This is a genomic window from Rhodospirillaceae bacterium (assembly GCA_028819475.1).
In the GTDB taxonomy this organism is placed as follows: domain Bacteria; phylum Pseudomonadota; class Alphaproteobacteria; order Bin65; family Bin65; genus Bin65.
This window is the reverse complement of sequence record JAPPLJ010000041.1, coordinates 57,211-81,953: the sequence shown is the minus strand read 5'-3', so window position 1 is coordinate 81,953 and position 24,743 is coordinate 57,211. Positions and strand designations below refer to the sequence as shown.

Below are 24,743 nucleotides of genomic sequence, written 5' to 3'. Positions count from 1 at the left end.
TCGGTCCTAGAGCCGCGCTGCGATCCGGTCCGCGGCGCGCAGGACCGCTTCGACGTCTTCGTCCGTGTGGGCCATCGAGAAATAGTGGCCGCCGCCGGGCCGCACGAAGATGCCGGAATCGAGCAGGCCGAGATCGAAGGCGCGTTGGCGGTCCTTGTCGGAGGTCGCCCGGACGTCGTGAATCCGGTCCGGATCGCCGAAATAGAGTCGCCACAACGGCCCCTCGCCGATGACGTGCGCCTCGACCCCATGCTTGCGGAGGATCCGGGCGAGGCCGGATTTGAGGGCTTCTGCGCGGGCCAGGAAAGGCGGAAATGCGTCCGGCTTCCGCAACGCTTCGAGGAACGCCCGCCCGGCGGCGCAGGCCATCGGATTGCCGAACAGCGTGCCGGAGAAGAAGACGCCCCTGGGATCGTTCTGCCAGGCCTCGACCGACGCCAGCGCCATGATTTCCGGATCGCCGGCGACCGCCGCGAGCGGCAGGCCGCCGCCCAGCGACTTGCCGTAGACCGCGAGGTCGGGCAACACGCCGAAACACTCCTGAGCGCCGCCAAGGGCGAGGCGGAATCCGGTAACGGTCTCGTCGAAGATCAGGACAGCGCCGTTTTCCGAGGCGAGGTCCCGCAGCCGCTCGAGATAGCCCGGTGCCGGCGCCGTCATGCGCTGCACGGGCTCCATGATCACGGCGGCGATCGCCGAACCTTCGCTCCGGAACACGTCCTCCGCCGCGGCGAGGTCGTTGTAGGGCGCGATCAGGATATCGGCGGCGATCCCGGCGGCCATGCCGGCCGAGTTCGGAACCGGCGAGAAGGCGTCGCCGCCGAAGCGGTTGTAGCTCCACATGCCGTAGTCGTGATGGCCGTGATAGGCGCCCTCGAACTTCAGGATCCTGTTGCGGCCGGTCCAGGCGCGGGCAAGCCGGATTGCGTTGAACGTGGCCTCGGCGCCCGAGCAGCAGAACCGGATCTGCCCGCCGACGGGCAGCACGTCGAGGAGCTCGGCGCCATAGCGGATCGCCGGCTCGTTGAGCAGTCCGAAGAAATGCGTGCCGCGCCGGGCCTGGGCGTCGAGCGCCGCCAGTACGCCCGGATGATCGTAGCCGAGCAGCACGGCCCCACCCGCGCAGGTAAAGTCGACGAATTCCCGGCCGGCGGCATCGGTGACATGCGCCCCCCGGCCCGACACGAAGACGAGCTGACGATCGTCGTCGAGCTTGTGCCGGCTCAGCACGCCGCCCGGAAAGATGCGTGCGGCGGTCTCGATCAGGTTGCGCTGGTCCGACGGTCCGGTCATGGCGTTCCGGCGCCCGGCGGTTCCGTAAGCGGGCGCAGGGCGACGCCGTCGCCCCGGCGCAGGTTCAGGGCCCGGCAGAGGCGCTCCGGCAGCCTGAGCGTATCCTCGTCGATCCCCTCGCCGCCGCGGATCCAGATCCGCAGACCCGGACCGCCCGCATCGAGGATTTCATGAGCCCCGCCTTCCCTCAGGCCGAGCCGGGCGATCGTTCCGCTTGCGAGTTCGCACCACCTTTTGCCGGCTGGCGGCGGACCCGGCACAGGATCGGCGGCCAGCCGCCGCCGCTCCGCCTTCATTCCCGCCCGCAGCGCCGTGGTGGCCTCGGTATCGATTTTCCCGGTGTCGGCGACAACGCCGTAGACGCGCCGCGCCGCTTCCGCGGAAAGCCGGCCTTCCGCGATATCCGCGAGGACGCGCGACGGCTCCCGTTCCAGGGGATCGCCGAAACCGCCGCCGCCGGAGCTGCGCATGACGACGATGTCGCCGCGCCGCAGGGGAAAGCCCTGAACCTGCCCCGGTGTATCGGAAGGCGCCAGTTCCGCGCCGTTGCGGATCACCGAAAAATTGTTGGGCGCGCCCGGCCATCCCGCCGCGACTCCGAAGGGCGGGAGAATGTTCTTGTTGGACGAAACGGAGAGCAGGGCTTCGTCGACCAGCACGCGCACGTCCCGGCGCAGGCCGCAGCCGCCGCGGTGCCGCCCGGCGCCGCCGGAATCGCGCCGGATTTCGCAGTGCTCGACGCGCAGCGGGCTCTCGTGCTCGATCGACTCGACCGACTGAATGGACGCGAAATCCCCTTCCGCGAAATTGCGCAGCGCGTCGCCGCCATCGCCTTCGGCGGTCGCGCCCGTGCCGCCTGCGGGATATTCGTAGAAGATGAAGGGTTCCGGCCGCTCCGGGTCCTTGCCGCCGATGTAAATGTGGTTGGAGGTGCCCTTGATGTCCCCGGCCATGCGCTCCGGCATCGCCTGGGACATCGCGCCGAGAACCGCCGATATCGCCGCGTGCCGGACTTCGGACGAGCCGGCGCAGGACGCGGGATAGCGCGCGTTGAAAAAGGAGCCTTCGGGTGCCGTGATGGATATCGGCCGGAAATTCCCGTGGTTGATGGGCTGGGCAGGGTCCAGGAACGCCTTGAGCACGATAAACGCGCCGGTCGCGGCGACGGCAGGGCCGGCATTCATGGCCGCCCGGGTCTGTCCCGAGGATCCGGTGAAGTCGACCGCGAGGTCGCTCCCTTCGATGCGGATTCGCGCTTTCGCGATCACGGGTTCTGCGTCGGCGCCGACCGGGTCCAGATAGTGTTCGTAGAAATACTCCCGGTCGGCCAGCGCCTCGATCCGCTGCCGCGTTCTGCGCTCGGCCCGGTCGATCAGCTCGGCGATGGCGCCCTCGATCGTTGCGACGCCATACCGTTCGAACAACTCGGCGATGCGCCGTTCGGCGACTTGGCAGGTGCCCCAGGTCGACATGAAATCGCCGCGTCGCTCGCGCGGCACGCGCATGTTGGCCATCATCACGTCGAACAGGCCCCGGTTGAGTTCGCCACCGCTCGCGATCTTCACGATCGGCAGGCGCACCCCGTCGTGGAAAATCTCCGTCGACTTGCCCGAGATGCTGCCCGGCGTCGTGCCGCCGACATCGCCCCAGTGGGCGCGCACGCACGGAAACAGCACCAGCCGCCCCTCGGCAAAGACCGGAAACATCATGGCGATGTCGTTGAGGTGGGTGCCGCCGGTATAGGGGTCGTTGTGCAGGAAAACGTCGCCCGGCCGTATGTCGTCCCCGAAAGTGTCGAACATCTGCCTGACCGACCAGGGCACCGGGAAGATGTGGGACGGGTTGTCCTCGGCCAGCGCCACGATCTGGCCCGTCCCGTCGATCAGGACGCAGGAAAAGTCGTAGGCCTCGTAGATGATCGAGGAATAGGCGGTCGCCACGAGATTGACCCGCATCTCGCGGACGATCGAGATCATCGCCTCCTGGATGATCTCGAGTTCGATCGGATCGACTTTCGGCACTGGCCTGGCGCTAACGGTCATGGCCGGCGTCCCAACCCCTTTCAGCGTTTCCGGACCGGGGGCATCGCAAACTCGGGGCGATGATAGGCGCCGGCCCGCACTTTGGCGACAACGATCCGGCACGCTTTCGCAGGCCGGACCGATCCTAGACGTAGGCGATGGCATCCATTTCCAGCAGGATGCCGGGGCCGATGAAGCTGACCTCCGCGGTCATCCGGCCCGGCGCGTCTTTCGGGAAATACTCACGGTAGACCTTCTCGAAGCCCGGCTTGTTGCCGATGTCGGTCAGGTAGACCGTGACCTTGACGACCTTGTCGAGCGACGAACCGGCCTCTTCGAGGATCGCCTTGAGGCTTTCGAACACCCGGCGCGCCTGGACATCGATACCGCCCTCGACGATCTCGCCGGTTTCGTGGTCCTCCGGCGCGATGCCGCCGGTAAACACGAAATCGCCGACCTTCCAGCCCTGCGAGAACGGGTGGGGGTGGTTGGCGATTTTTCCGGGCGCCAGCGGGGATACGATCTTTTCTTTGTTCAGCATTTTCTGCGGTCTCAGCGATTCTGCTTCTGTCAGCTGTCGAAATAGCCGATGCCGGCGTCGTTGAGATCAACCCAGACGGTTTTCTCCTCGCAGTATTCCTCGAGGCCCGACAGGCCTTTCTCGCGGCCGATGCCACTCATCTTGTAGCCGCCGAAGGAAGCCGAAATCTGGGTCTGGCGGAAGGTGTTGATCCACACCGTTCCCGCCTTGAGGCGTTGCGCCAGCCGCATGGCCCGGCGCATATCCTCCGTCCACAGGCCGGCGACGAGGCCGAAATCCGTGCCGTTGGCGTCCGACAGGAGTTGCTCGTCGTCCTCGAAATCGAGCACGGAAAGCACAGGGCCGAATATCTCCTCCCGGGCGAGGCGCATATCCGGCGCCACGCGGTCGAAGATCGTCGGCAGGTAGAAATGTCCTCTTGCCAGGCCGGGATCTTCCGGCGGCGCGCCGCCCGCGATCAATCGGGCGCCTTCGTTCCGGCCGATGTCGACATAGCGCGCGACCTTGTCGAACTGCTCGCGGGTCGTCAGCGAGCCGACATGGGTCGCCGGGTCGAGCGGATCGCCGACCCGGATCAGGCGGGTCATATCCAGCAGTTTCTCCATGAAGGCGTCGCGGATCGCGCGGTGGACGAACAGGCGCGGGCCGGCGTCGCAATACTGCCCAGCGCCGGCGAATATGCCGAACAGCGTGCCGCGGGCCGCGGCATCCAGATCGGCGTCCTCGCAGACGATGTTCGGTGCCTTGCCGCCCAGTTCCAGAGTCACCTTGGTGAGATTGTCGATCGACGCGCGCAAGACTTCCTGCCCCGTCGCGACCTCGCCGGTGAATGCCACCTTGTCGACGCCGGGATGGCGCGACAGGGCCGCGCCGGCGGTGTGGCCGAAGCCCGGCAGTATATTGACCACGCCTTCGGGAAGGCCGGCCTCCATCAGGATTTCACCCAGAACCAAGGCCGTGACAGGCGTATGTTCGGCGGGTTTGAGGACCATGCTGCAGCCGGCGGCCAGCGCCGGCGCCAGCTTTTGGGCGGCCTGGGGAAGCGGCGAGTTCCAGGGGATGATCTGGCCGCACACGCCGATCGGCTCCAGCACCGTATAGGTGTGGAACCGGCCGCGCACCGGCACGACATGGCCTTCCAGCTTGTCGGCCCAGCCGCCGTAATATTCGAAATAGTCGGCCGAAGCGTTGACCTGGGCGCGCGTCTCGCGGATCGCCTTGCCGTTGTCCAGCGTCTCCATGCGCGCCAGCTCGTCGCCGCGGGCGCGGATTTTCTCGGCCACCTGGAGCAGCAGCCGGCCGCGCGCCGCCGCATCCATGCGCGGCCACGGGCCGGTTTCGAACGCCCGCCGGGCCGCCGCCACGGCGGTGTCGACATCTGCCGTATCCGCTTCCGCCACGTCGGCGACATGCTCGCCCGTCGCCGGGTTATGAGTCGCGAATGCCTTGCCGGAAGTGGCATCGGTCCATTTGCCGTCAATTAACAACTGATAATGCGATGCCATTTTCGGTCTCTCCCGTCACCGGCTCCTATAGCGCGTCGACCAGGGCCTCGAGTTCCAGCCCGGTATTGTAGAAATGCGGGGCGACGCGCAGTCCGTCCTCGACGGCGCTGACGACGAATCGCTTGCCCAGCAGCGCGTCACGGCGCTGCGGTGCGTCGTCCATCCCGATCGTGACGATCCCGGCGCGCTCGCCGTCGTTTCTCGGCGTGATGCAGGGCAGTCCCTTGCGGTCGATAAGATCCATGAGGTGGCCGGTCAGGGCCCGGACCCGGTCATGGATAGCAGGAATCCCGATTTCGCCGATGAAGTCGACCGCCGCTTCGAGAGCGTAAACGCCGCCATAGTTCATGTTTCCATGCTCGAAGCGGCGCGCGTCGGCGTGAAACCCGGGAATTTCGGCATCGGCCGCTGTATCCGCCAGGCTCGAACGCGCCGCGAACGGCGGCATCAGGCCGGGAATCAGCGGTTCGCGGCACCAGAGAAAACCGAGCCCGTGGGTGGACATGAGGCCTTTTTGCGGCCCGCAGGCCAGCGCGTCGATCGCCGGATCGTTGACATCGAACGGCACCGTGCCGATCGCCTGGACCGCATCCACGACGAGCAGGGCGTTGTGCCGGCGGCACCGTTCGCCGAGTTGCCCGAGATCGAAGCGCTGCCCGGTGCGATGGCTGACGGCCGAAATTGCAACCATGCGGGTGGTCGGCCCGATGGCGGCCAGGATGTCTTCGATATCGATGATCGGGCCGGCGCTTTCGACCACCCGGACCTCGACGCCGCGACGCCGCAAGTTGATCCAGCCGTGCAGGTTGTTGGGATGCTCCCGGGCGTGCACGACCATGCTGTCACCCGCGCGCCAGGGAAAACTCTGGGCAATCGTGTTGAGCCCTTCGGAGGTGTTCTTGACAAAGGCAATCTCGGAAGGGCGGGCGCCGATCAACGCGGCCACCTCGGCGCGGAGGGTCTCTGCGCGCCGCTTCCAGCCGGTCTTGTCGCCGGGGCCCTCGTGCTGTTCGACGAGGAACCGGAGCCATGCGTCTTTGACGGCGCGCGGCAGGGGCGCCTTGTTGGCGATGTCGAGATAGACCCAGTCGCGGGTGACCGGGAACTGCTCCTGCCATGTGCCAGGATCGTGCACGGGATCGGTCGTTCCGGAAGGGTCGCGGCGGTTCAATGCGGCCGGCCGTTGCCGAAGATTTTCGCTTCGGCCGCCCGGGTGTCGCCAAGCAGCGCCCGCAATCTGCCGAATGCGTGCTCCACGGCATCGACGACGCGGTCCGGTCCGCCGAACCGTTCGACTTCCGTTGCGGTCGGCCGCAGGCGCAGCGAGACCCGGGCGCCCGGCCGTTCCGCGACGTTGGAGGTCACGATGCCGTGGTCCTCCAGGAGCGCCATGCCGAGGATGCACGACGCTTCGGCCGGAACCATGGCGGAATCGTTTTCGGCGTCGTTCCGGCCTTCCAGCGCAATGGTCAGCACGTCCTCTTCGGAAATCGTCGGGCCCATGCAGAGATCGAGAACGCGTTCCGCTCCGAACCGTTCCCGCAGGCCGGCGGCGATCTGCCGGGCAACCGCCGAATCGGTCCGCAGGGTCTCGGGCCGGTAACTTTCGAGCGAGCGCAGCACGCCGAGGACCAGCGGGCCGCGCGCTTCCAGGCCAAGGCCGCTGGCCTGCGCAACGGCCCGGTCGACCAGGTCGGGCCGGCCGACCATGAGGCCGGCCCGCGGGCCGCCCATGCCGGCCTTGTCGCAACTCGTGATACCGTAGTCGGCCCCCAGCTCCAGCGTTTTTTCCTGCCCCAGGAGCACCGGACCGACGCGCGTTCCGTAGGCGTCGTCGACGAAGACCGGCGATCCGGCCGCTTTCGCCATGGCGACGATGGCGCGGGTCCGTTCCGGGGCAAGGGTGTCAAGTTCGCTGGTCACCCGGGTCAGGACCGTCAGGACGGCGCCGTCGAATTCCGAGGGATCCAGGCCGTTTTCCGGATCCGGCTCGCTAAGCCGGGCGTCGGCAAGGCTCGCCCCGCGCCGGATCGACGGATGGGTCCGGCCGTTCGACGCCACCGCAACGATACGGTCGCCTGGCGACGCGGCGGAAAGAATTGCCGACACGATTCCGGCGGCCGACCGGTTGAACAGAGCCACAGCTGCTTTCTTGCCGGCGCCGAAATGATCCTGCGCCAACCGATTGAACTGGTCTTCGATCAGCGGCGTGCCGATCCACTCCTCGGCGAGGTTGTCCGTGAGATCTTTGTCCCGCGCGAGGAAGTCGCGCCGATGGCCGGTAAAATTGTACAGCCTGTCGCGCCCTTCGGAGGCGACCTTTGCCCGGAGAATGTCAAGACCATGGGCGCGGCGGCGGAATTCGTCCAGGGGGCCGGCAAGATGCGCGCCGCGTGCATAGCCGACCGCGGGATCGAGCGGGTTTCCGAAACGATCCTGCATGATCCTGCTGCCCCCGAGACGCTGGTGCCGGCTGCCGCTGCCGCCCGTTTCCTGTAGCACACTTCGTGCCGGCTCTTTCGGAATTCGGCGCCTCTATTGTGTTATGTCGACAAAATACGCCTGCATCCTCTACAAGGTCAAATTGCGGCAGGTGGAACCAGTCGTCCCGCCGCGGAGGAGCGGGATTCGGGCCGCGGGGCGTATCGATGATGAACCGGGAGACGATTCTTGGGGAGACCCGCCTCAGACAGCGCCAATGATACGGAGACCGGGTCCTACGCCGAGACGGTCGCTCGGGCCGAACGGGTCCTGCCGGGCGGCGTGCTGGGCCGGCATGTCTATCCCGACGGCGTCGAACACATCCCGGTATCCGGCAAGGGTGCCTGGATCGTCGACCATGCCGGCCGCGAATTTCTGGACTATTCCTGCGGCGGCGGTTCCCTGATCCTCGGCTACAGCCATCCGGCCGTGGTCCGGGCCGTGCAGGCGCAGGCCGAGCAGGCCACGCAATTTGTCAGCATCCGCAATTTTCCGGCGTTGCATTTGGCCGAGCGCGTCACGGAGCTTGTCGGATGGGTCGAAAGGGTCCGGTTTGCGCTCTCGGGTGCGGAAGCCGTCATGTTCGCGTTGCGCCTGGCGCGTGCCGCGACCGGGCGGGACAAGATCGTCAAGTTCGAGGGGGCCTATCACGGCAATTCGGACTATGCGCTCTGGGGCATGGCGTCGCGCACAGCGGTGCCTTATGCGGCTACTGCCCCCGATTCGGCGGGCATACCGGGCGCGATCGGAGAACTCGTCCTGGTGGCGCCATATAACGATCCCGAAGCGGCGGCTTCGATCGTCAACCGGGAGTGGCGCGATATTGCGGCCGTCATCGTCGAGCCGGTTCAGCGCTACTACGCGGCCGAGCCCGGCTTCCTCGAAACGCTGCGCCGCGTGTGCGACGCGCGCGGCATCGTGCTGATCTACGACGAAGTGGTGACCGGATTCCGCCACGCCCTGGGCGGCGCGGCCGAGTTGACGGGCATCGAACCGGACCTTTCGGTTTTTGGCAAGGCGCTCGGCGGCGGACTGCCGGTCAGCGCCGTCGCCGGCAGGGAAGAGGTAATGTCCCACGGCGACCCGAACCGGGGCGGCCCGGAAGACGGCTACTGCTATGTGACCTCGTCCCAGGCCGGCAACCCGCTCGGCTGTGCGGCTGCGCTGGCGACCCTGAACGAACTGTCGCGGCCCGGGGTCATGCAGGCGTTTCACCGTTCCGCCGAGGAGCTGAAGGCCGGGCTCCGCGACATTGTCGAGCGGCGCGGTGCCACGGCAGCACAGGTCGTCGGCTCCGGACCGCTTTGGGATATCGTGTTTGCCGACGGGCCGATCCGGGATCATCGCGCGGCGGTACGCGCCGACAGCGCCCGGCACCGGCGGTTTCATCTCGGCCTGGTCGAACAGGGCGTGATGGTGCGGATCGGCGGACGAAGCTATTTCTCGACCGCCCACCGCGAGCGGGAGGTCGAGTTCACGCTCCGGGCTGCCGACGCGGCCCTTCGGGCAGCAATGCGATGACAGCCGCAACGGCAGAGACTCCGGGCCGGGGCGGCTATCGCCTGGGCTTCGATGTCGGCGGCACGTTCACCGACTTCGTGCTGCTCGATTCCGGAGGCCGCGTAAAGGGTACAGCGAAGGTGCCGACGAATCCTGCGGATATCGCCCTCGGCGCCGCCGCCGGAATCCGGACACTCCTCGACCGGGAGAAAATCGAACCTGGCGCGATCGACTCGCTGATACATGCGACCACGCAGACGTCGAACACGTTGATCGAGCGAAGCGGGCCTTGCATCGCGCTGATCACGACCGAAGGCTTCCGCGACATCCTCGAATTCGGGCGGGAGGCGCGCTATGACCTTTACGACCTGACGGTCCGGCCGGTAGTGCCGCTGGTGCCGCGCCGTCTGAGGTTCGAGGTCGAAGAGCGGCTCAACGCCGACGGCTCCATCGAAACGCCGCTCGATACCGGACGGGTCCCGAAGCTTGCCGGCGAACTTGCGGATGCGGGCGTCGAGGCCGTCGCGGTCTGCCTGCTGCACGGTTACCGGAACGGCGTTCATGAAACGCGCGTCCGCGAAGTCCTGCGCGAGGCGGGTTTTAACGGCCCGATCGTGCTGTCGCACGAGACCTGCCCGGAAATCCGCGAATACGAAAGAGCCTCGACAACCGTCGCCAATACCTATCTGAGCCCCCGGGTTGCCGGCTATATCCGGCGCTTGGACGAGCTGTTGAAGCAGGGCGGCATCGGCGCGCCATGGCATCTCATCTCGTCCCACGGCGGGCGTTTGCGCGTGGAGGCGGCGGTCCGCCGCCCGGTCGAACTGCTGGAGTGCGGCGCGGCTGCCGGAGTCCTCGCCGCGGCCGGCATCGCCCGCCGGGTCGGCTGGCCGAAGGTGCTGGCTTTCGACATGGGCGGAACCACCGCCAAGGCCGCGATAGTCCTCGACGGCAAGCCGATCCTGACCCGCAGCTATGAAGTGGCGCGCAATGCGCGGCTCAAGAAGGGCAGCGGCATCCCGATCCAGGCCGCCGCCATCGACCTGATCGAGATCGGCGCGGGCGGTGGCAGCATTGCGCGGATCGACCGTCTCGGGCTGGTCGAGGTCGGACCGGACAGCGCCGGCAGCGATCCCGGCCCTGCCTGTTATGGCCGCGGCGGGCGTGCGCCGACCGTTTCCGACGCCTGCCTCATGCTCGGATACCTGAATCCGGACGGGCTCGTCGGCGGCGAGTATCCCCTGAACGCCCAAGCCGCGGCCGAGGCGATATCGGTGGCCATCGCGCGTCCCCAATCGGTCGATGTCGACACGGCGGCGGAGGCGATATTTCGCGTCGTCGTCGAGACCATGGCGAATGCGGCGCGCATCCACATTCTCGAACGCGGACTGGATCCGCGCGAATTCGCCATCGTCGTATGCGGTGGCGCCGGACCGATGCATGCCGCCGCGCTCGCCGGGCACCTCGGCGTGAAGGACGTCCTGATCATGCCGCGCGCCGGAGTCGGCGCCGCTGTCGGCCTGCTCGAGGCGCCGGCGATCGCCCGCGCGTCGCGGTCGCGTCTGGAAGCGCTTGACGATGTGCAGTGGGAGGAGGTCTGCGACCTGGTCGAGGACATGCGGGCCGAATTGCTCACGGATCTCGGGACTGGCGGTGCGCACCATCTGGCATTCAGCCTGTCCTGCGACATGCGCTACCGGGGCCAGGGACACGAAATCGATGTCCCGGTCCCCTGGCCGCTGCCGGCGGACGGGCGGCATGCCGCCCTGAACGGGGCCTTCAGCGAAGCCTACCGGAAGCTGTACGGCCGCACCAATCCCGGCGGCCGCCCCGAGGTGGTGATCTGGCGCCTGGAAGCGACGGGTCCGCGCCCCGATCTCGCCGTCCACACGGCCGAGTCTTCGCCTTCCGCAGGTTCGGCAGGCACGGTGCGCCGTGCGCGTTTCGCCGGCTGCCCGATGGACGTCCCGGTCCTGCAAAGAAGCGGGCTCGAACCCGAAATCCGGCTCGAAGGACCGGCCCTGGTCGAAGAACGCGAAACGACGACCGTGGTGCCGCCGGGCGCCGAATTCCGGGCGGACGGCATCGGAAATCTCAGAATCCGGATCGGAAGCGCCGGATGATGGACGCGCCGGCACGAACGGCGGTACCCGCGAGCGCGGGGGACGCAGGTCTCCGTCCGGGCGACATCGAGATCGTCTGGCGCCGGCTCATCTCCTTCATGGACGAGGCGATGACGACCATGATCCGGACGGCCTATTCGACGACCATCCGGGAAAGCCGCGACCTGACCGTCGTGCTGTTCGATCCGAGGGGCCGCGCCATCGCCGAATGCACTTCGGCGAATGCATCCTTTATCGGAACGCTGCCGCGCTCCATGCAGGCCTTTCTCAAGGCGCATCCCGCCGCGGAGTGGCGCGCCGGGGACTGCGTCATCACCAACGATCCCTGGATCGGCGCCGGCCATCTGCAGGACATCACCATGGCGTCGCCGGTCTTCCTGGGCAGCGACCTGTTCGGTTTTGCGCTGATCGCCGCCCACGGACCGGACATCGGCGGCGGCCTCTATTCGGCGCTGAGCCGCGAGGTGTTCGAGGAAGGTCTGCGCATTCCCATTTGCCACTATGCCCGAGCCGGCGTGCGCGATCCGCTGGTGCGCGATTTCATCGTGTCCAACGTGCGGGTGCCCGAAAAGGTGATCGGCGATCTCGAGGGCATGGCGGCCTGTGTGGAAAAGGCCGGACGCCAGGTCCGAGACCTTGCGCAATCCATGACGCCGGCCCGCTATCTGGCCTGTGCCGACGAGATCGTTCGCCGGTCGGAAGCCGCTATGCGCGCAGCGATCCGGGAAATCCCGAACGGCGTCTACCGCAGCGAACTGACGACAAGCGGCCTCGAAGAACCGCTTCGGATCGCCTGTACCGTGACGGTCGCCGACGACGCCATAGGCGTGGACTACAGCGGCACGACCGGCGCCCAGCGCTTCGGCATCAACGTGCCGCTCTGCTACACCTACGCCCACACGGTCTATCCGCTCAAATGCATCCTTGCGCCGGAGATTCCGAACAACCACGGCGCCCTGACGCCGCTCGCCGTGAGCGCACCCGAAGGATGCGTGCTCAATCCGGTATTTCCGGCGCCGGTTTCGGCGCGCCACCTGACCGGGCAGTTTCTCAGCGCGGCGGTTTTCCTGGCGCTGGCCGAGTGCATCCCCGACCGCATCATGGCGGAAAGCGGCGTGACCCGGCCGCAGCTGGTGTTCAGCGGCAAGACCCGCGAAGGCGAGCGCTTCGTCGAGCATATCTTCATGGTGAGCGGGCTTGGCGCGCGCTCGGTCGCCGACGGTCCCAACGCCCTGTGTTTCCCCGCCAATACGACCTGTACGCCGATTGAAATCATCGAGGCGCTGACGACATTGCGGATCGAATGCAAGGAATTGGTGCCGGATTCCGGCGGTACCGGGCAATGGCGCGGCGGCTGCGGCCAGCGCATGGCGGTGCGCAATGCGTCCGGTGAGCCGATCCAGTTGTCGGTCCTTGCGGAATTGACCCATCGCGGCGCGCGCGGACTGTTCGGCGGATTGGAAGGCCGGCCCGCGGTCATCACACTCGACGGCAAGTCCATCCCCGACAAGGCCTTGATCGATTTCCCGCCGCAATCGGTCCTGGTCGTGGAGTCCGCCGGCGGCGGCGGGTTCGGCGCGGCCGATCGCCGTGACGCCGCGGCAGCGGGCTGCGACCTCCGGGAAGGCTATGTGAGCACTTGAGCCGGCCGCGTCGGCAAAGTTCGTTCGGGCGAGGTCAGCCCGGTTTCGCCTCGGCCGGGAGGTTGGCCTTCAGATGAGCCTTGATCCGCCCGATATGTCTTTCCGCAATGTCGTGCGCCTTGCTGGAATCGCGGGCATCGATGGCGGCCAGCAGCTCGCCATGATCTTCGAGCGACTTTTCCGTTTCGCCGGGCAGCAGGATGTCCGCAACCGGATAGAGTGCCAGGTCGACGCGGAGCGAGCGGTAAATCGAGTTCAGCTTGGGATTGCCGGCAGTGGCGTAGATCAGGTTGTGAAATTCCTGGCCCAACGCATGAAAGGCGGAATCGTCGCCTTGCCGGAAAGCGGCGAGCTGGGCCTCGTGAACCCTCTTCAACTCTTCGATATCCGCTGCGTCGGCCTTTTCCGCCGCCAGCCCCGCCGCCAGCCCGTCGAGCGCGACGCGAACCGTTAACAGTTCCTCCATTTCCTCGACGGTAACGGATTTCACGAATGCGCCGCGGCGCGGCTGAATCTGCAACAAGCCGCGCGTTTCGAGCGTGTAGAACGCCTCGCGCAGCGGGGTCCGGCTGACACCGAGCCGCTCCGCAAGCTCGACCTCGCGCAGCCGCTGTCCCGGCGGATAGCGGCCTTCGAGGATGGCGCGCTCCAGAAGATTGGCGATTCTCGCCGAGACCGGCAGGTTCAGATCGTCGACGAAATCTTTGTCGAGACCCGGATTCCGTTTGTTTGGTGTTGCCATCGGTCATCGTCCGTTGCTGCTGCGAATACTGCCCGCGTTCTGCCGCCGGCGGCAATCCCGCCGCCGCGGAACAGGCAGCATCCGCAAATTGAATTTTGTACACAATCCCGTGTTGACAGGGAATAGGACGCCTGCCCATACTCGATTTTTCCAAGCTGATCCTGCCGCCTGGCGCGGTGACGCCGCCGCTGGCAGGCCTTCGTTCGATACGGCCGAGCATTGCCAGGGCACTCGGCTTTGCCGAGTGGGAGGGAGCGTCGTCATGATTTCGAACGGATGCCTGAAGGGTATGCGCAAAGGTGCAGCCGCGGTGCTTGCCGCCGGAGCGATACTGGGCCTTTCCGCCACGCCCTCTGCGGTCAGCGCTGGCGACGGCCCGGGTGGTTTCCCGAAACGCCAGATCACGATCATCGTCTGCTTCGGGGCGGGCGGCGGCAGCGACCAGATGGCCCGCGCCATGGGCGCAGCGGCCAAGAAGGTGCTCGGCGTTCCGGTCGTGGTGACCAACAAGAAGGGCGCCGGCGGCCTCGGCTGCCTGCCCGATTTCCTCGGCGCGCCGGCGGATGGTTACACGATCCTGCAGCATACCGACAATCTGGTGACGCTCTATGCGTCGAAGAAGAGCAACCTGAACCCGGCGACCGACATCAAGCCGCTGCTGATCGCCAACGTCGTGGCCAGCCAGGTCTTCATCAACCCGAAGGACAAGCGCTTCCTGACCGACGGCAAGCCGGATTTCGACAAGGTGCTGAAGTACGCCAAGGCCAATCCGGGCAAGTTGACAGTGGCGAACTACGGCACGTCGGAGAATCTCGAAGGCGTGACCATGGGCAAGCTGGAGAAATTCTTCGGCATCAAGACCAAGATCGTCGCCTTCGACAAGCCGGCCGAACGCTATGGTTCGGTGATCGGCGGACGCATCGACGTGCTGTTCGAGCAGATCAGCGACGTCCGCTCCCTGGTCCAGAGTGGTGACCTGGCGCCGGTGCTCTCGATCTGGCCGAAGCGGTTCAAGGTCTACCCGGACACCAAGGCGACCGGGCAAGACTACGGCATGAAATGGGTCCCGACCGTCAAGTGGCGGGCATTGTTCATCCGCAAGGACACGCCCAAGCCGATCGCCGATTTCCTTGAAGCGGCGATGAAAAAGGCCTGGGCGACCGAGAGCCATCAGGCCTGGCTGAAGAAGAAGGGCATGCACCTGCTGAATTCCTACCGGAGCAGCGCCGAGACAACGAAAATCGCGGCCGACGAAATCAAGACCTATTCGGAAGCCTATCGCGAACTCGGTTTGCCGAGCCGGTAGCCGCTTGTTGGCCCGCCGTTCGTGTTCGGAGTGGGCCGGACGCCTGCGCGGCTCACCGAGCGAACGGTAAACCATGGGAGCGCGCGCCGCCGAAGGCCTGATCTGGCTCGCCTTCGCGGCGCTCGCTTTTTTTCTGACTTACGAATTCGACCAGCCGTTGCGCGGCTACGACCTCGGCGCGACGACCTGGCCCCGGGCGATCATCCTGATGATCGGGCTCGGCGCGGTCGGACTGCTGGTCTCCGGGCTGCTGAATCCCGGCGCAGAAGCGGACCGGAGCGCCGACCTCGACAGTTCGTTCGACGCTGAGAGCAAGGCGTCGCCGCCGGCCGCCTCGACCGCCGAATTCTGGCGGCAGGCGCTGGAACCGAAGCGGTTGCTCAGCTTCGGCCTGCCGCTCGTTTATGTCGCCGCCATGCACCGGTTCGGCTTCCTCTTCGTCTCGCCGGTCTTCCTGCTCGCCTACATGTACCTGTTCGGCTATCGCAAGTGGCGGGTCCTGATCGCCGTCAATCTCGCCATCTACGCGCTTGTCCTGCTGGTCTTCGTGCGCCTGCTCTACACCCATTTCCCGCCCGGCCTCGGGGTCTTTCACAGCCTCACCGGCCGGTTCGTGGATCTCATCCAATAGGCGGAACGGCGGGCAGTGGAGAACTTTCTTCTCGGAACCTATCAACTCGTCAGCGATCCGAACGCGCTGCTTCTCTTTGCTGCCGCGCTGATCGCCGGGCTCGTCTTCGGCTCGGTGCCGGGCCTCAGTTCCATGACGCTGGCGGCAATTTTCCTGCCGTTTTCCGTTTTCCTGCCGTCGGAACACGCGATCCTGTTCTACGGCGTTATCTACGTTTCCGGGGTCTATGGCGGGGCGACGACGGCAATCCTGTTCAATATTCCGGGATCGGTGGAAAACACGCCGACCACCTTTGACGGCCATCCGATGGTCAAGAAGGGGCAGGCCGGACGGGCCGTCGGACTGGCCATTACCGCCTCGGCGGTCGGCGGCACGCTGTCCTGCATCGTTATGATGATCGGCACGGCGCCGATAGCCCGCTGGGCGATCTCCGCCATCAGCCCGATTGAGAAATTCGCCATTGTCTTCTTTGCGCTGGCCGTGGTTGCGGGCATCGGCCGGGGTTCTTTCTGGAAGCGCTGGCTTTCGCTGTTCTTCGGCCTGTGGATCGGAACCATCGGCACCGATCCGGTGGGCGGCCTCGGCCGATTCGCCTTCGGCGACTATTACGTGATGACCGGGATCAATTTTACGGTGCTGATCGTTGGCTTCTTCGCGGTGTCCGAAGTGTTCGTACAGGGCGAAAGGCTGGTGAGGGGCACCTACAAGGCGCCCAAGGTCTCGGTCGACTTCCCGCGTTTCGCCGAGTTCTGGCGCCTGAAAATCGCCATTCTGCGCTCGTCGGTCATCGGTTTCGCCTGCGGCGTGCTGCCCGGCGTCGGCGCGGCGCTGGCATCGTTCTTGTCCTACAGCGAGGCGGTGCGCTGGTCGAAGCACCCGGAACGCTTCGGCACCGGCGAGCCCGAGGGCATCGTCGCCGCGGAAACGGCGAACAACTCGGCGACCGGCGGGGCGATGGTGCCGCTGCTGGCGCTCGGCCTGCCCGGCGGCGGTTTCACGGCGATCATGATCGGCGTGCTCACGCTGCACGACCTGACGCCCGGCCCGCTGGTGATGATTCAGCACAAGCCGCTGGTCTGGATTCTGTTCTGCGGCATGTTCTGGGCCAGTATCGCGATTCTGGCGCTGGGCCTGATCGAGACCCGCATGATCGTCAACCTGCTGCGCATTCCCTTCTCGATTCTCGGCCCCGCGATCATCTTCTTCTCGGCCATCGGCGCCTTCTCGCTGCGCAACAACATCCTCGACGTCTGGACGATCTTCGTCGCGGGTATCCTGGGCTACGTCCTGCGGCGCTACGGCTATTCGCTGCCTGCCATCGTGATGGGGGTCATACTCGGGCAGATCGGCGAGGAGGCCTTCTACCAATCGATGGTGATGATGGACTACCGGCTGTTTGGCTTCTTCGACTTTCCGACTGCCGCCGTCTTCCTCGTGCTGGGCGTGGCGACAATAATCGCGCATCTGGTCCGGATCGTGCGCAGCCGCCGTTCGGGCAGGACCTGACGCGCGCAGTACACACGGTCGCCGAACACCGCGCCTTGTCCGGTTTCGCGGCGAAAAGCCGGCAAGATGCGGACAAAGGATTTCAGACAACGGAATGAATCCGGATACGATACGGCTGGGCAAATAGCAGCGCCCGACCGACAAAATCATTCCCTCAATTTTTTCTGTCTATTACCAACAGGTATTGAACATCGCCACGCAGACGACGCTGAACAATCGATGACCGTCCATTTCATCGGCGCAGGACCCGGCGCGCCGGACCTGATTACGGTCCGGGGCCGTGAACTGTTGGGCCGCTGCCCGGTGTGCCTCTATGCCGGCTCGCTGGTTCACCGCGATATTCTTTCGCATTGCCCGCCGGATGCGAAAGTCGTCGATACCGCGCCCATGAGCCTCGACGAAATCATTGCTGAAATCCGCACCGCCCACACCGCCGGGAAGGATGTCGCGCGGTTGCATTCCGGCGATCTTTCGGTCTGGAGCGCGGTCGGCGAACAGTTCCGACGGCTCGACCGGCTTGGCATTCCCTATACGATGACGCCGGGCGTTCCGGCGTTCGCCGCCTCGGCCGCCGCGCTGCGGCGGGAATTGACCCTGCCCGGCATCGGCCAGTCGCTGGTTCTGACCCGGACCACCGGCCGGGCCACGAAAATGCCGGAACGCGAAACCCTGGAAACCTTCGCGGCGTCCGGCGCGACGCTCGCGATCCACCTCTCGGTCCATGTGCTGGATCGGATCGTGTCTGCGCTGCTGCCGCATTACGGGCCGGATTGCCCGGCTGCCATCGTGTGCCGGGCCAGCTGGCCAGACGAAGCGGTGCTGCGCGGCACGCTGGGTACGATCGAGACGCTGGCCGCCGAACAGCCGATGGAGCGGACGGCGACAATCCTTGTCGGGCCGGTTCTCGCGGCGGAAGATTTCAGCGAAAGCGCGCTCTACGACCCCGAATACCGCCGCCGCTTCCGGGGAGGACCGGCCGGATGCGGCTGACGCGCCGAATTTCCTACGAGATTGCTGTCGCGGTCGAAGATCAGCACGTCGATCCTGATGTCCGCTCCGGCGACCACGGCCCCGGCTTCACGCTGGGCCGCAGCGGCAATCGCATCTCCGAGCGCCAGCCCTTCGGTCCCGGCAATCCGGAAGGCGAGCGCCGTCGTGTTGGCTTCGGCGATCGCGGCGACCGCCTCGTCGCTCGCCCCGACCTCGCCGGCGACCCGGGCAAGCGCAGCCCGGTCGACCGCGCCCTTGCCCGAATGCAGGTCGAGCATTCCCTGGGCCAGCTTGGTCATCTTCGCGACACCGCCGGCGATGGTGACCCGGGGCACGGGATGCTTGCGCAGGTGTTTCAGCATGCCGCCGACGAAATCGCCCATATCGATCAGCGCACCTTCCGGCAGTCCGTAATGGCGCTGGACCGCCGCCTCGGAGGTCGCGCCGGTGGCGCCGGCGATGTGGGTCAGGCCGGTCGCCCGGGCCACGTCGATGCCGCTGTAGATCGAGTGGATCCATGCGGCGCAGGAGTAGGGAACGACGATCCCTGTCGTGCCGAGGATCGACAGGCCGCCAACAATCCCGAGACGCCCGTTCATCGTCTTCTCGGCCAGCTTCTCGCCGCCGGGTATCGAAATCTCGACCTCGACATCGCGGGAACCGCCGTGCCTGTCGGCGACTTCGGCAATCGCGCCGGCAATCATTTGCCGGGGCACCGGGTTGATCGCCGGTTCGCCCGGCCCGACCGGGAGACCCGGCTTGGTCACCGTGCCGACGCCCGGACCGGCGCGGAACCGCAGGCCGCCATCCGACTTGCGAACGGTGGCTTCGACCAGCGCGCCATGGGTCACGTCCGGATCGTCGCCGGCGTCCTTGACGATTGCCGCCGTCGCCGAATCCGCCGTCACCTCCTGCCGCGCCAGCGCAAAGGCCACCCGTTCGCCGCGCGGCAGGGCGATGGTCGCCGGATCCTCGAATGTGCCGGTGAGCAGGGCGGTATAGGCCGATTTGGCGGCAGCGGTGGCGCAGGCGCCGGTGGTCCAGCCGCGCTTGAGCGGTCGGTCGGGTTTCATGGCGAAAGACATAAGCGCCGGCCGCGCGGCTGTCATCAGGGGCAGGACGGTCGATGATCGGCGCCAGGCTGGAGGGCATGCTGGACGGCGGCCCGGTCTTCGAGCCCGGCTCGGTCTGGCTGGTCGGCGCCGGCCCGGGCGATCCCGGCTATCTGACCGTCAACGCGATCCGCGCGCTGCAGCAGGCGGATACCGTCCTGCACGACGCGCTGATCGACGACCGGATACTCGATCTCGCACGGCCGGAAGCGCAAAGGATCTTCTCGGGCAAGCGGGCGGGGATCCATTCCATCGACCAGGCCGCCCTGTGCGCCCGGATGGTCGACCTCGCCCGGTCCGGTCAGCGCGTGCTGCGCCTCAAGGGCGGCGATCCGATGGTCTTCGGCCGGGGCGGCGAGGAAATGCTGCGCCTCGCCGAGGCCGAAATTCCCTTCCGCATCATCCCCGGCGTCACGGCCGGCCTGGCGGCGATGGCGGTGGCGTCGATCCCGGCGACACTGCGCGACGTCAACCGCGCCGTGGTGTTCGCGACCGGCCATGCTGCGCCGGACACCGATGAGACCGACTGGGCGGCGCTCGCCGCGCTGGGCCAGCCGCTGGTCCTCTATATGGCGCTGCGCCGGATCGACGGGATCGCCCGCGAACTGATCGCTGGCGGCCTGCCGCCGGCAACGCCGCTTGCCGTGATCTCGTCGGCCACCCGGCCGGACGAGGACATCCTGATCTCCAGCCTGGGCGCCGTTGCAGAAGACCGGCAGCGCCGCAACATCGAACCGCCCGCCATCGTCGTTGTCGGAGATATCGTGAAGACCCGCGAACGGCTGCTGCGGGTTGCGCCGGCCTTTGCCGGAGCCCTCGCTTGACCGCCAGGGCAATCCTTGTCGGCGCGCCGCGGTCCGGGGCCGGAAAGACGACACTCACCGTCGGCCTCATCGCGGCGCTGAACGCACGTGGACGGCGGGTGCGCGCGCTGAAATGCGGGCCGGATTATATCGACGCGGCGTTTCACAGCGCGGCAAGCGGAGCCGGGTGCGCCAACATCGACAGCTGGGCCATGTCGCCCGGCCATATGGCCGCGATCCTCGAGTCGGCCGGCGAGCCGGACGGCCTGGTCGTCGTCGAATCGGCCATGGGCCTGTTCGACGGGATCGCCGGGCAGGCGGGGCGCTCCGGGGCTGCGGCCGATATTGCGGTCCGTTTCGGAATTCCGGTCGTTCTGGCGGTCGACATTGCCGGCCAGGCCCAGTCTGCCGGCGCCGTCGCCAAGGGCTTCGCCGAATTCGATCCGCGACTCGAAATCGGCGGCGTCATCCTGAACGGGGTCGCCAGCGAACGGCATCTGCGCACCGCAACCGAAGGCCTGACCGCTGCCGGTATGGCGCGGCTCGGATGGCTGCCGCGGCGCCGGAAATTCGCCTTTCAGGACCGGCATCTCGGCCTTGTGCAGGCACGCGAGCGGCACGATCTGGACAAGGAGATCGCCGCCCTTGCCGATCAGATCGCCGCGACCGTCGATCTCGACCGGATCGAGGCGATGGCCCGGCCGGTCCGGGAGATCGGCGACGCCGATGCCGGGCAGGCCGCGACCTGTGCGCCCGATCCGCCGGGCCAGCGCATCGCCTTTGCCGACGACGACGCCTTCTCCTTCGTCTATCCGCACATGACGGAAGCGTGGCGCCGGCAGGGTGCGGAAATCGAACGCTTCTCGCCGCTTGCTGACGAGCCGCCGCCGGAGGGATGCGACTCCTGCTGGCTGCCCGGCGGTTATCCCGAGCTGCACGCCGGGCGGATCGCTGCGGCCGGCAGATTTCTCGCCGGCCTCGCGGCCTTCTCCGAAACCCGCCCGGTGCATGGCGAATGCGGCGGATACATGGTTCTCGGACAGACCCTCGAAGACTCCGACGGTGCGGTGCACACCATGGCGGGACTGCTCGGCCACCGCACGAGCTTCAGGGACCGGAAGCTGCATCTGGGCTACCGGCGGGCCGTGACGACGCAGGACTGTGTTCTGGGACACGCCGGCACGGCGGTTCGCGGCCATGAATTTCATTATGCGACGATCCGGGACGACACGGCGGACGACGCCTTTCTCACGGTGTTCGATGGCGAGGGACGGGCGCTGGGTGCCGGCGGCGGCCGCCGGGGCAACACGACAGGAACCTTTTTTCACGCCATCGCGCGGGAATCCTGAGCAAGCCGGACGAAAATGAGCTGCATTACGAAGCGCGAAAATCCGGCGCCCGGCAGAAAGATCGCGCTGCTCGATGGCGGCGTCGGACAGGAACTGCACCGGCGCAGCAGTCTTCCGTCCGGTCCCTTGTGGTCGACGCAGGTCATGATCGATGAACCTGAGCTGGTGGAGACCGTGCATCTCGAATTCATCGAAGCCGGCGCGCGGATCCTCACGGTGAACAGCTATTCCGCGACGCCGCACCGGCTCGCGCGCACCGGCCGGTCCGGGAGTTTCGAGACGTTGCAGGACGCCGCCCTCCGCGCCGCGCAGGCAGCACGCGACCGCAGCGGGCGCAACGTCCTGATCGCCGGATGCCTGCCGCCGCTGGCGGCATCCTACCGGCCGGATCTGACTCTGCCCGAAAACCTCTGCCTGGCGGACTACCGCAGGATCGTCGCGGCCCAGGCGGACCGGGTCGACCTGTTCCTGTGCGAGACCCTGGCCACTGTCAGGGAAGCGCGCATCGCCACGCTGGCGGCGTGCGAAAGCGGCCGGACGGTGTGGACCGCGCTCACGGTGGACGATGCGGACGGGACGGTGCTGCGGTCGGGGGAGCCGGTCGCAGACGGCGCCTTCGCGGCGCTCGACGCCGGGGCGTCTGCGATATTGATCAACTGCTCCATCCCGGAGGCCGTCTCCCGGGCATTGCCGGCACTGGCGGACATAGGCGCGCCGCTCGGGGCTTATGCCAACGGGTTCGTGTCGGTGGAGGCGCTTGAGCCGGGCGGGCCGTTCGACGTGCTGGAGGCGCGGGACGACCTGGGCCCGGAGGCCTATGCGCTGTACGCGCTCGACTGGGCAGCAGCGGGGGCGACGATCCTCGGCGGCTGCTGCGAAATCGGGCCGGCCCATATCGCGGAACTGGGCCGCCGGCTTCGCCTCGAAGGTTACGAAGTCACCGCCGAACCCGAATACGGTACTCCGGCCGGCAACGGGTAAGCCGGCAGGTCGTTCCTGCGCAGAAGCGGGCGGCGGTCAGGGCTGACGCATGGCGCCTTCCGGATCGGAATAGGCGATCGCTTCGATCTCGATCAGGAATTCCTCCTTCACCAACCGGTCGACGATCAGCAGTGTATTCGGCGGATACAGGCTTCCGCCGAAGAGCGCCGGAAACAGTTCGGCGCGGATCTCCATAAACCGCTCGATATCCTGTGCATGGACCAGGTAGGTCGTGAATTTGACGATATGGTTGAAACCGAGGCCGGTGCCTTCGAGGACCGCGCCCAGATTTTCGAGCACCTGGCGCATCTGGGCGTCGAAATCGTTCTTGCCGACCACGCTGCCGTTGCGCCCGACCGATAGCTGGCCGGCGATGTGCAGCGTGCCGCCCGCGGGCACGGCGGTGGCGTGAGAGTAGAGGCCCTGGGCCGGGCAGGTGTTCGGCGGATTCAGGTAAGCGATGGATTCGGCCGGCATCGTCGTTTCTTTCAAGACAGGAGAATCTTCGCCCACATTAGTCCGGAGCGCTGGGGAACTCGATCCCGAATCCGCCGGTCCGGCTATGCCGTGAACGGAAATGCGTCCGGACCTCGAATATGATAGGAGAAGTCGATGTCGAACCGCAGCTTGACACGCCGAACCGTAACGGCCGGGCTCGCGGCCGGCGCGGCCGCAGCGCTGTTGCCGCCCGGCGCCCGTTCGGCGACTCTCGGATACAAATTTAGGGGGCCGGCGGCCGATCGCGGCCTCGGTCTCGCGCCGCCTGCGGCATGCACGCCCGGTACGGTCGGGCGGACTGCGGGGCCGTTTTACACGCCGTCGACGCCGCGGCGCACCAGGCTGCTTGAGCCGGACTCCGGCGGAGAACCGCTGGTCCTTCAGGGGCTCGTACTGATGTCCGACTGCCGCCCCGTGCCCGGCGCGGTTGTCGACCTGTGGCATTGCGACGAGCGCGGCCGGTACGACAACAGCGGTTTCCGCTATCGCGGCCATCAGTTTACCGACGCCGCCGGCGCGTTCCGGTTCAAGACCGTCCGGCCCGGCCACTACACCGGGCGGACGCCGCATTTTCACGTCAAGGTGCAGGGCGAGAAGACGCGCCTGCTGACCACCCAGCTCTATTTTCCAGACCTGCGGGAGGCCAACAGCCGGGATTTCATCTATCGCGACGAACTGTTGCTGCGCCTCGACAGGGTCGGCGGACACTGGCGGGCGCGATTCGATTTCGTGCTGGCCCCGGCCTGACGCGTCGATTGCGGGAGCGCCCGGCGCCGGGCAAAGGAGACGAAAAAAGTGGCCGAGGCCCGAACGCTGCGGAACGCCGAACCGAACTGCCTGATCGTCTCCTGCCATCCGCTGAAGGACAGCCTGTGCCATCACCTTGTCGGCCGGGTCGAAGCCGGCCTCGCGGCGAACGGCGTGTCCTATGAGCACCTGGATCTCTACGGATGCGGCTTCGAGGCCGCGCTCACCGCCGCCGAGCGGGCGAGCTATTTCAGCCAATTCGACGATAGCGCTGTCGGCGGGGAAACCGCCCGGCTGAAACGTGCGGAGACGCTGATCCTCGTCTTTCCGACCTGGTGGTTCGGGATGCCCGCGCTGCTCAAGGGCTGGTTCGACCGGGTGTGGGCGCCCGGCGTCGCCTTCGACAGTGTAGCCGAGACGGGCGCCATCACGCCGGCGCTGGGCAACCTCAAATCCTGCCTGGCGATCACGACGATGACGTCACCGTGGAAAATCGACCGCCTGTTCCTGCGGCAGCCGGTCAAGCGAGTCCTGAAGGGGGCGATCCTCAAGGCTTGCGCGCCGCAGGCGGCCTTCGAGATGTTGAGCCTTTACGGCGTGGCGGCGCTCGACGAGGCGCGCCTCAAGGCGTTCTGCCGGAAAATTGACCGGGCGGTTGCGCAAATCCGCTGAGTGCGTGCGGGCGCGCCGGTCTCAGCCGTTTGTGCGGCCCCGACCCTCGATTTCGGCGTGCATCGCCTTGACCGTGTCGCTCGCTGTGGTCTCAAACAGTGCCGGGATGAGGGCATGGACGAAAGCGGCGGCGCCGGCGCAGAACAACCGGGCGCCGAAGCGCATCGCAAACGCCATATGTTCCGGGTAGGTCTCGCCGACGCTGGCCGGATGATCGCGGAATGCGCTCAGCAACGATCGCGCCGGGATGCTCGCTTCCTGCTGGCGCATGTTTCTGGCTCCGCTCGTCGGGCCGCACG

The 24,743-nt window shown here is 66.8% G+C and carries 23 protein-coding genes; 13 read left to right on the top strand and 10 right to left on the bottom strand.

From position 1 onward, the window contains the following. Nucleotides 1–6: 6 nt before the first annotated feature. The 6 genes from OXM58_12990 to OXM58_12965 form a co-directional block, all read right to left on the bottom strand. Complete coding sequence (locus OXM58_12990) at nt 7–1,293, bottom strand: aminotransferase class III-fold pyridoxal phosphate-dependent enzyme (protein MDE0149279.1); 1,287 nt, start codon at nt 1,291–1,293, stop codon at nt 7–9. Continuing rightward, nucleotides 1,290–3,335 carry a hydantoinase B/oxoprolinase family protein gene (locus OXM58_12985; protein ID MDE0149278.1) on the bottom strand — a complete coding sequence of 682 codons (2,046 nt, stop codon included), beginning with the start codon at nt 3,333–3,335 and terminating at the stop codon, nt 1,290–1,292. Before OXM58_12985 ends, OXM58_12990 begins: the two co-directional genes overlap by 4 nt. Nucleotides 3,336–3,459: 124 nt before the next feature. Further along, the gene (locus OXM58_12980; GenBank protein MDE0149277.1) at nt 3,460–3,855 is read right to left on the bottom strand and encodes a Rid family hydrolase; all 396 of its coding nucleotides are present in this window, start codon (nt 3,853–3,855) and stop codon (nt 3,460–3,462) included. Between the two features lie 29 nt (nt 3,856–3,884). After that, nucleotides 3,885–5,360 (bottom strand): aldehyde dehydrogenase, encoded by a 1,476-nt coding sequence (locus tag OXM58_12975; protein ID MDE0149276.1) that lies wholly within the window; start codon nt 5,358–5,360, stop codon nt 3,885–3,887. 25 nt (nt 5,361–5,385) lie between these two features. After that, nucleotides 5,386–6,495 carry an aminotransferase class V-fold PLP-dependent enzyme gene (locus tag OXM58_12970; protein ID MDE0149275.1) on the bottom strand — a complete coding sequence of 370 codons (1,110 nt, stop codon included), beginning with the start codon at nt 6,493–6,495 and terminating at the stop codon, nt 5,386–5,388. 32 nt (nt 6,496–6,527) lie between these two features. Then, nucleotides 6,528–7,502, bottom strand: coding sequence for a hypothetical protein (locus OXM58_12965; protein ID MDE0149274.1), 975 nt, complete (start codon nt 7,500–7,502; stop codon nt 6,528–6,530). A 24-nt stretch (nt 7,503–7,526) separates the two neighbouring features. On the opposite strand from OXM58_12965, the gene OXM58_12960 reads away from it, so the two are divergent. The 4 genes from OXM58_12960 (at nt 7,527) to OXM58_12945 (ending at nt 13,107) form a co-directional block, all read left to right on the top strand. After that, nucleotides 7,527–7,859 (top strand): hypothetical protein, encoded by a 333-nt coding sequence (locus OXM58_12960; protein ID MDE0149273.1) that lies wholly within the window; start codon nt 7,527–7,529, stop codon nt 7,857–7,859. A gap of 171 nt (nt 7,860–8,030) precedes the next feature. After that, entirely contained in the window at nt 8,031–9,362 is a 1,332-nt protein-coding gene (locus OXM58_12955; protein MDE0149272.1) for an aminotransferase class III-fold pyridoxal phosphate-dependent enzyme, read from the top strand. Continuing rightward, nucleotides 9,359–11,464, top strand: coding sequence for a hydantoinase/oxoprolinase family protein (locus tag OXM58_12950; GenBank protein MDE0149271.1), 2,106 nt, complete (start codon nt 9,359–9,361; stop codon nt 11,462–11,464). The genes OXM58_12955 and OXM58_12950 overlap by 4 nt, the downstream gene beginning before the upstream one ends. Further along, nucleotides 11,461–13,107: a hydantoinase B/oxoprolinase family protein gene (locus tag OXM58_12945; GenBank protein MDE0149270.1), complete on the top strand. Its 1,647-nt coding sequence runs from the start codon at nt 11,461–11,463 to the stop codon at nt 13,105–13,107. The genes OXM58_12950 and OXM58_12945 overlap by 4 nt, the downstream gene beginning before the upstream one ends. A gap of 34 nt (nt 13,108–13,141) precedes the next feature. Here OXM58_12945 and OXM58_12940 read toward each other — a convergent pair whose 3' ends face one another. Continuing rightward, nucleotides 13,142–13,849, bottom strand: a complete 708-nt coding sequence (locus OXM58_12940) for a GntR family transcriptional regulator (protein MDE0149269.1) — start codon at nt 13,847–13,849, stop codon at nt 13,142–13,144. A gap of 262 nt (nt 13,850–14,111) precedes the next feature. On the opposite strand from OXM58_12940, the gene OXM58_12935 reads away from it, so the two are divergent. From OXM58_12935 to cobM, 4 genes are all read left to right on the top strand, one after another. Further along, nucleotides 14,112–15,155, top strand: a complete 1,044-nt coding sequence (locus OXM58_12935; GenBank protein ID MDE0149268.1) for a tripartite tricarboxylate transporter substrate binding protein — start codon at nt 14,112–14,114, stop codon at nt 15,153–15,155. Nucleotides 15,156–15,228: 73 nt separating this feature from the next. Further along, complete coding sequence (locus OXM58_12930; GenBank protein MDE0149267.1) at nt 15,229–15,786, top strand: tripartite tricarboxylate transporter TctB family protein; 558 nt, start codon at nt 15,229–15,231, stop codon at nt 15,784–15,786. A gap of 15 nt (nt 15,787–15,801) precedes the next feature. Then, complete coding sequence (locus tag OXM58_12925) at nt 15,802–17,292, top strand: tripartite tricarboxylate transporter permease (GenBank protein MDE0149266.1); 1,491 nt, start codon at nt 15,802–15,804, stop codon at nt 17,290–17,292. A 219-nt stretch (nt 17,293–17,511) separates the two neighbouring features. Then, a complete protein-coding gene (gene cobM, locus OXM58_12920; protein MDE0149265.1) occupies nt 17,512–18,282 on the top strand; it encodes a precorrin-4 C(11)-methyltransferase in 771 nt (256 codons plus the stop codon). Here the strand turns inward: cobM and OXM58_12915 are convergent. Continuing rightward, nucleotides 18,228–19,355, bottom strand: a complete 1,128-nt coding sequence (locus tag OXM58_12915; protein ID MDE0149264.1) for a cobalt-precorrin-5B (C(1))-methyltransferase — start codon at nt 19,353–19,355, stop codon at nt 18,228–18,230. The two genes, cobM and OXM58_12915, sit on opposite strands and share 55 nt — an antisense overlap. 53 nt (nt 19,356–19,408) lie before the next feature. Between OXM58_12915 and cobA the strand changes: the two genes are divergently transcribed. The 3 genes from cobA to OXM58_12900 are packed head-to-tail and all read left to right on the top strand — an operon-like array spanning nt 19,409 to nt 22,527. Further along, nucleotides 19,409–20,218 (top strand): uroporphyrinogen-III C-methyltransferase, encoded by an 810-nt coding sequence (cobA, locus tag OXM58_12910; GenBank protein MDE0149263.1) that lies wholly within the window; start codon nt 19,409–19,411, stop codon nt 20,216–20,218. Next, a complete protein-coding gene (locus tag OXM58_12905; protein MDE0149262.1) occupies nt 20,215–21,546 on the top strand; it encodes a cobyrinate a,c-diamide synthase in 1,332 nt (443 codons plus the stop codon). The genes cobA and OXM58_12905 overlap by 4 nt, the downstream gene beginning before the upstream one ends. Before the next feature lie 15 nt (nt 21,547–21,561). Continuing rightward, the gene (locus tag OXM58_12900; protein MDE0149261.1) at nt 21,562–22,527 is read left to right on the top strand and encodes a homocysteine S-methyltransferase family protein; all 966 of its coding nucleotides are present in this window, start codon (nt 21,562–21,564) and stop codon (nt 22,525–22,527) included. Nucleotides 22,528–22,563: 36 nt separating this feature from the next. Here the strand turns inward: OXM58_12900 and OXM58_12895 are convergent, their stop codons facing one another. Continuing rightward, nucleotides 22,564–23,004, bottom strand: coding sequence for a RidA family protein (locus tag OXM58_12895; GenBank protein MDE0149260.1), 441 nt, complete (start codon nt 23,002–23,004; stop codon nt 22,564–22,566). Between the two features lie 135 nt (nt 23,005–23,139). Here OXM58_12895 and OXM58_12890 point away from each other — a divergent pair, with 135 nt between their 5' ends. Together OXM58_12890 and OXM58_12885 are read left to right on the top strand one after the other, a co-directional pair. Further along, nucleotides 23,140–23,772 carry an intradiol ring-cleavage dioxygenase gene (locus OXM58_12890; protein MDE0149259.1) on the top strand — a complete coding sequence of 211 codons (633 nt, stop codon included), beginning with the start codon at nt 23,140–23,142 and terminating at the stop codon, nt 23,770–23,772. A gap of 48 nt (nt 23,773–23,820) precedes the next feature. Then, entirely contained in the window at nt 23,821–24,444 is a 624-nt protein-coding gene (locus OXM58_12885) for an NAD(P)H-dependent oxidoreductase (protein ID MDE0149258.1), read from the top strand. 21 nt (nt 24,445–24,465) lie between these two features. On the opposite strand, the gene OXM58_12880 is transcribed toward OXM58_12885, so the two are convergent. Further along, nucleotides 24,466–24,714, bottom strand: a complete 249-nt coding sequence (locus OXM58_12880) for a DUF6356 family protein (GenBank protein ID MDE0149257.1) — start codon at nt 24,712–24,714, stop codon at nt 24,466–24,468. Nucleotides 24,715–24,743 lie beyond the last annotated feature (29 nt).

What these genes read in the sequence shown, in the direction of transcription:
- OXM58_12990 (MDE0149279.1), bottom strand. Translation starts at nt 1,293, where the DNA reads ATGACCGGACCGTCGGACCAGCGCAACCTGATCGAGACCGCCGCACGC.
- OXM58_12985 (MDE0149278.1), bottom strand. Translation starts at nt 3,335, where the DNA reads ATGACCGTTAGCGCCAGGCCAGTGCCGAAAGTCGATCCGATCGAACTC.
- OXM58_12980 (MDE0149277.1), bottom strand. Translation starts at nt 3,855, where the DNA reads ATGCTGAACAAAGAAAAGATCGTATCCCCGCTGGCGCCCGGAAAAATC.
- OXM58_12975 (MDE0149276.1), bottom strand. Translation starts at nt 5,360, where the DNA reads ATGGCATCGCATTATCAGTTGTTAATTGACGGCAAATGGACCGATGCC.
- OXM58_12960 (MDE0149273.1), top strand. Translation starts at nt 7,527, where the DNA reads ATGATCCTGCGCCAACCGATTGAACTGGTCTTCGATCAGCGGCGTGCC.
- OXM58_12950 (MDE0149271.1), top strand. Translation starts at nt 9,359, where the DNA reads ATGACAGCCGCAACGGCAGAGACTCCGGGCCGGGGCGGCTATCGCCTG.
- OXM58_12945 (MDE0149270.1), top strand. Translation starts at nt 11,461, where the DNA reads ATGATGGACGCGCCGGCACGAACGGCGGTACCCGCGAGCGCGGGGGAC.
- OXM58_12940 (MDE0149269.1), bottom strand. Translation starts at nt 13,849, where the DNA reads ATGGCAACACCAAACAAACGGAATCCGGGTCTCGACAAAGATTTCGTC.
- OXM58_12935 (MDE0149268.1), top strand. Translation starts at nt 14,112, where the DNA reads ATGATTTCGAACGGATGCCTGAAGGGTATGCGCAAAGGTGCAGCCGCG.
- OXM58_12930 (MDE0149267.1), top strand. Translation starts at nt 15,229, where the DNA reads ATGGGAGCGCGCGCCGCCGAAGGCCTGATCTGGCTCGCCTTCGCGGCG.
- cobM (MDE0149265.1), top strand. Translation starts at nt 17,512, where the DNA reads ATGACCGTCCATTTCATCGGCGCAGGACCCGGCGCGCCGGACCTGATT.
- OXM58_12915 (MDE0149264.1), bottom strand. Translation starts at nt 19,355, where the DNA reads ATGAAACCCGACCGACCGCTCAAGCGCGGCTGGACCACCGGCGCCTGC.
- cobA (MDE0149263.1), top strand. Translation starts at nt 19,409, where the DNA reads ATGATCGGCGCCAGGCTGGAGGGCATGCTGGACGGCGGCCCGGTCTTC.
- OXM58_12900 (MDE0149261.1), top strand. Translation starts at nt 21,562, where the DNA reads ATGAGCTGCATTACGAAGCGCGAAAATCCGGCGCCCGGCAGAAAGATC.
- OXM58_12895 (MDE0149260.1), bottom strand. Translation starts at nt 23,004, where the DNA reads ATGCCGGCCGAATCCATCGCTTACCTGAATCCGCCGAACACCTGCCCG.
- OXM58_12890 (MDE0149259.1), top strand. Translation starts at nt 23,140, where the DNA reads ATGTCGAACCGCAGCTTGACACGCCGAACCGTAACGGCCGGGCTCGCG.
- OXM58_12880 (MDE0149257.1), bottom strand. Translation starts at nt 24,714, where the DNA reads ATGCGCCAGCAGGAAGCGAGCATCCCGGCGCGATCGTTGCTGAGCGCA.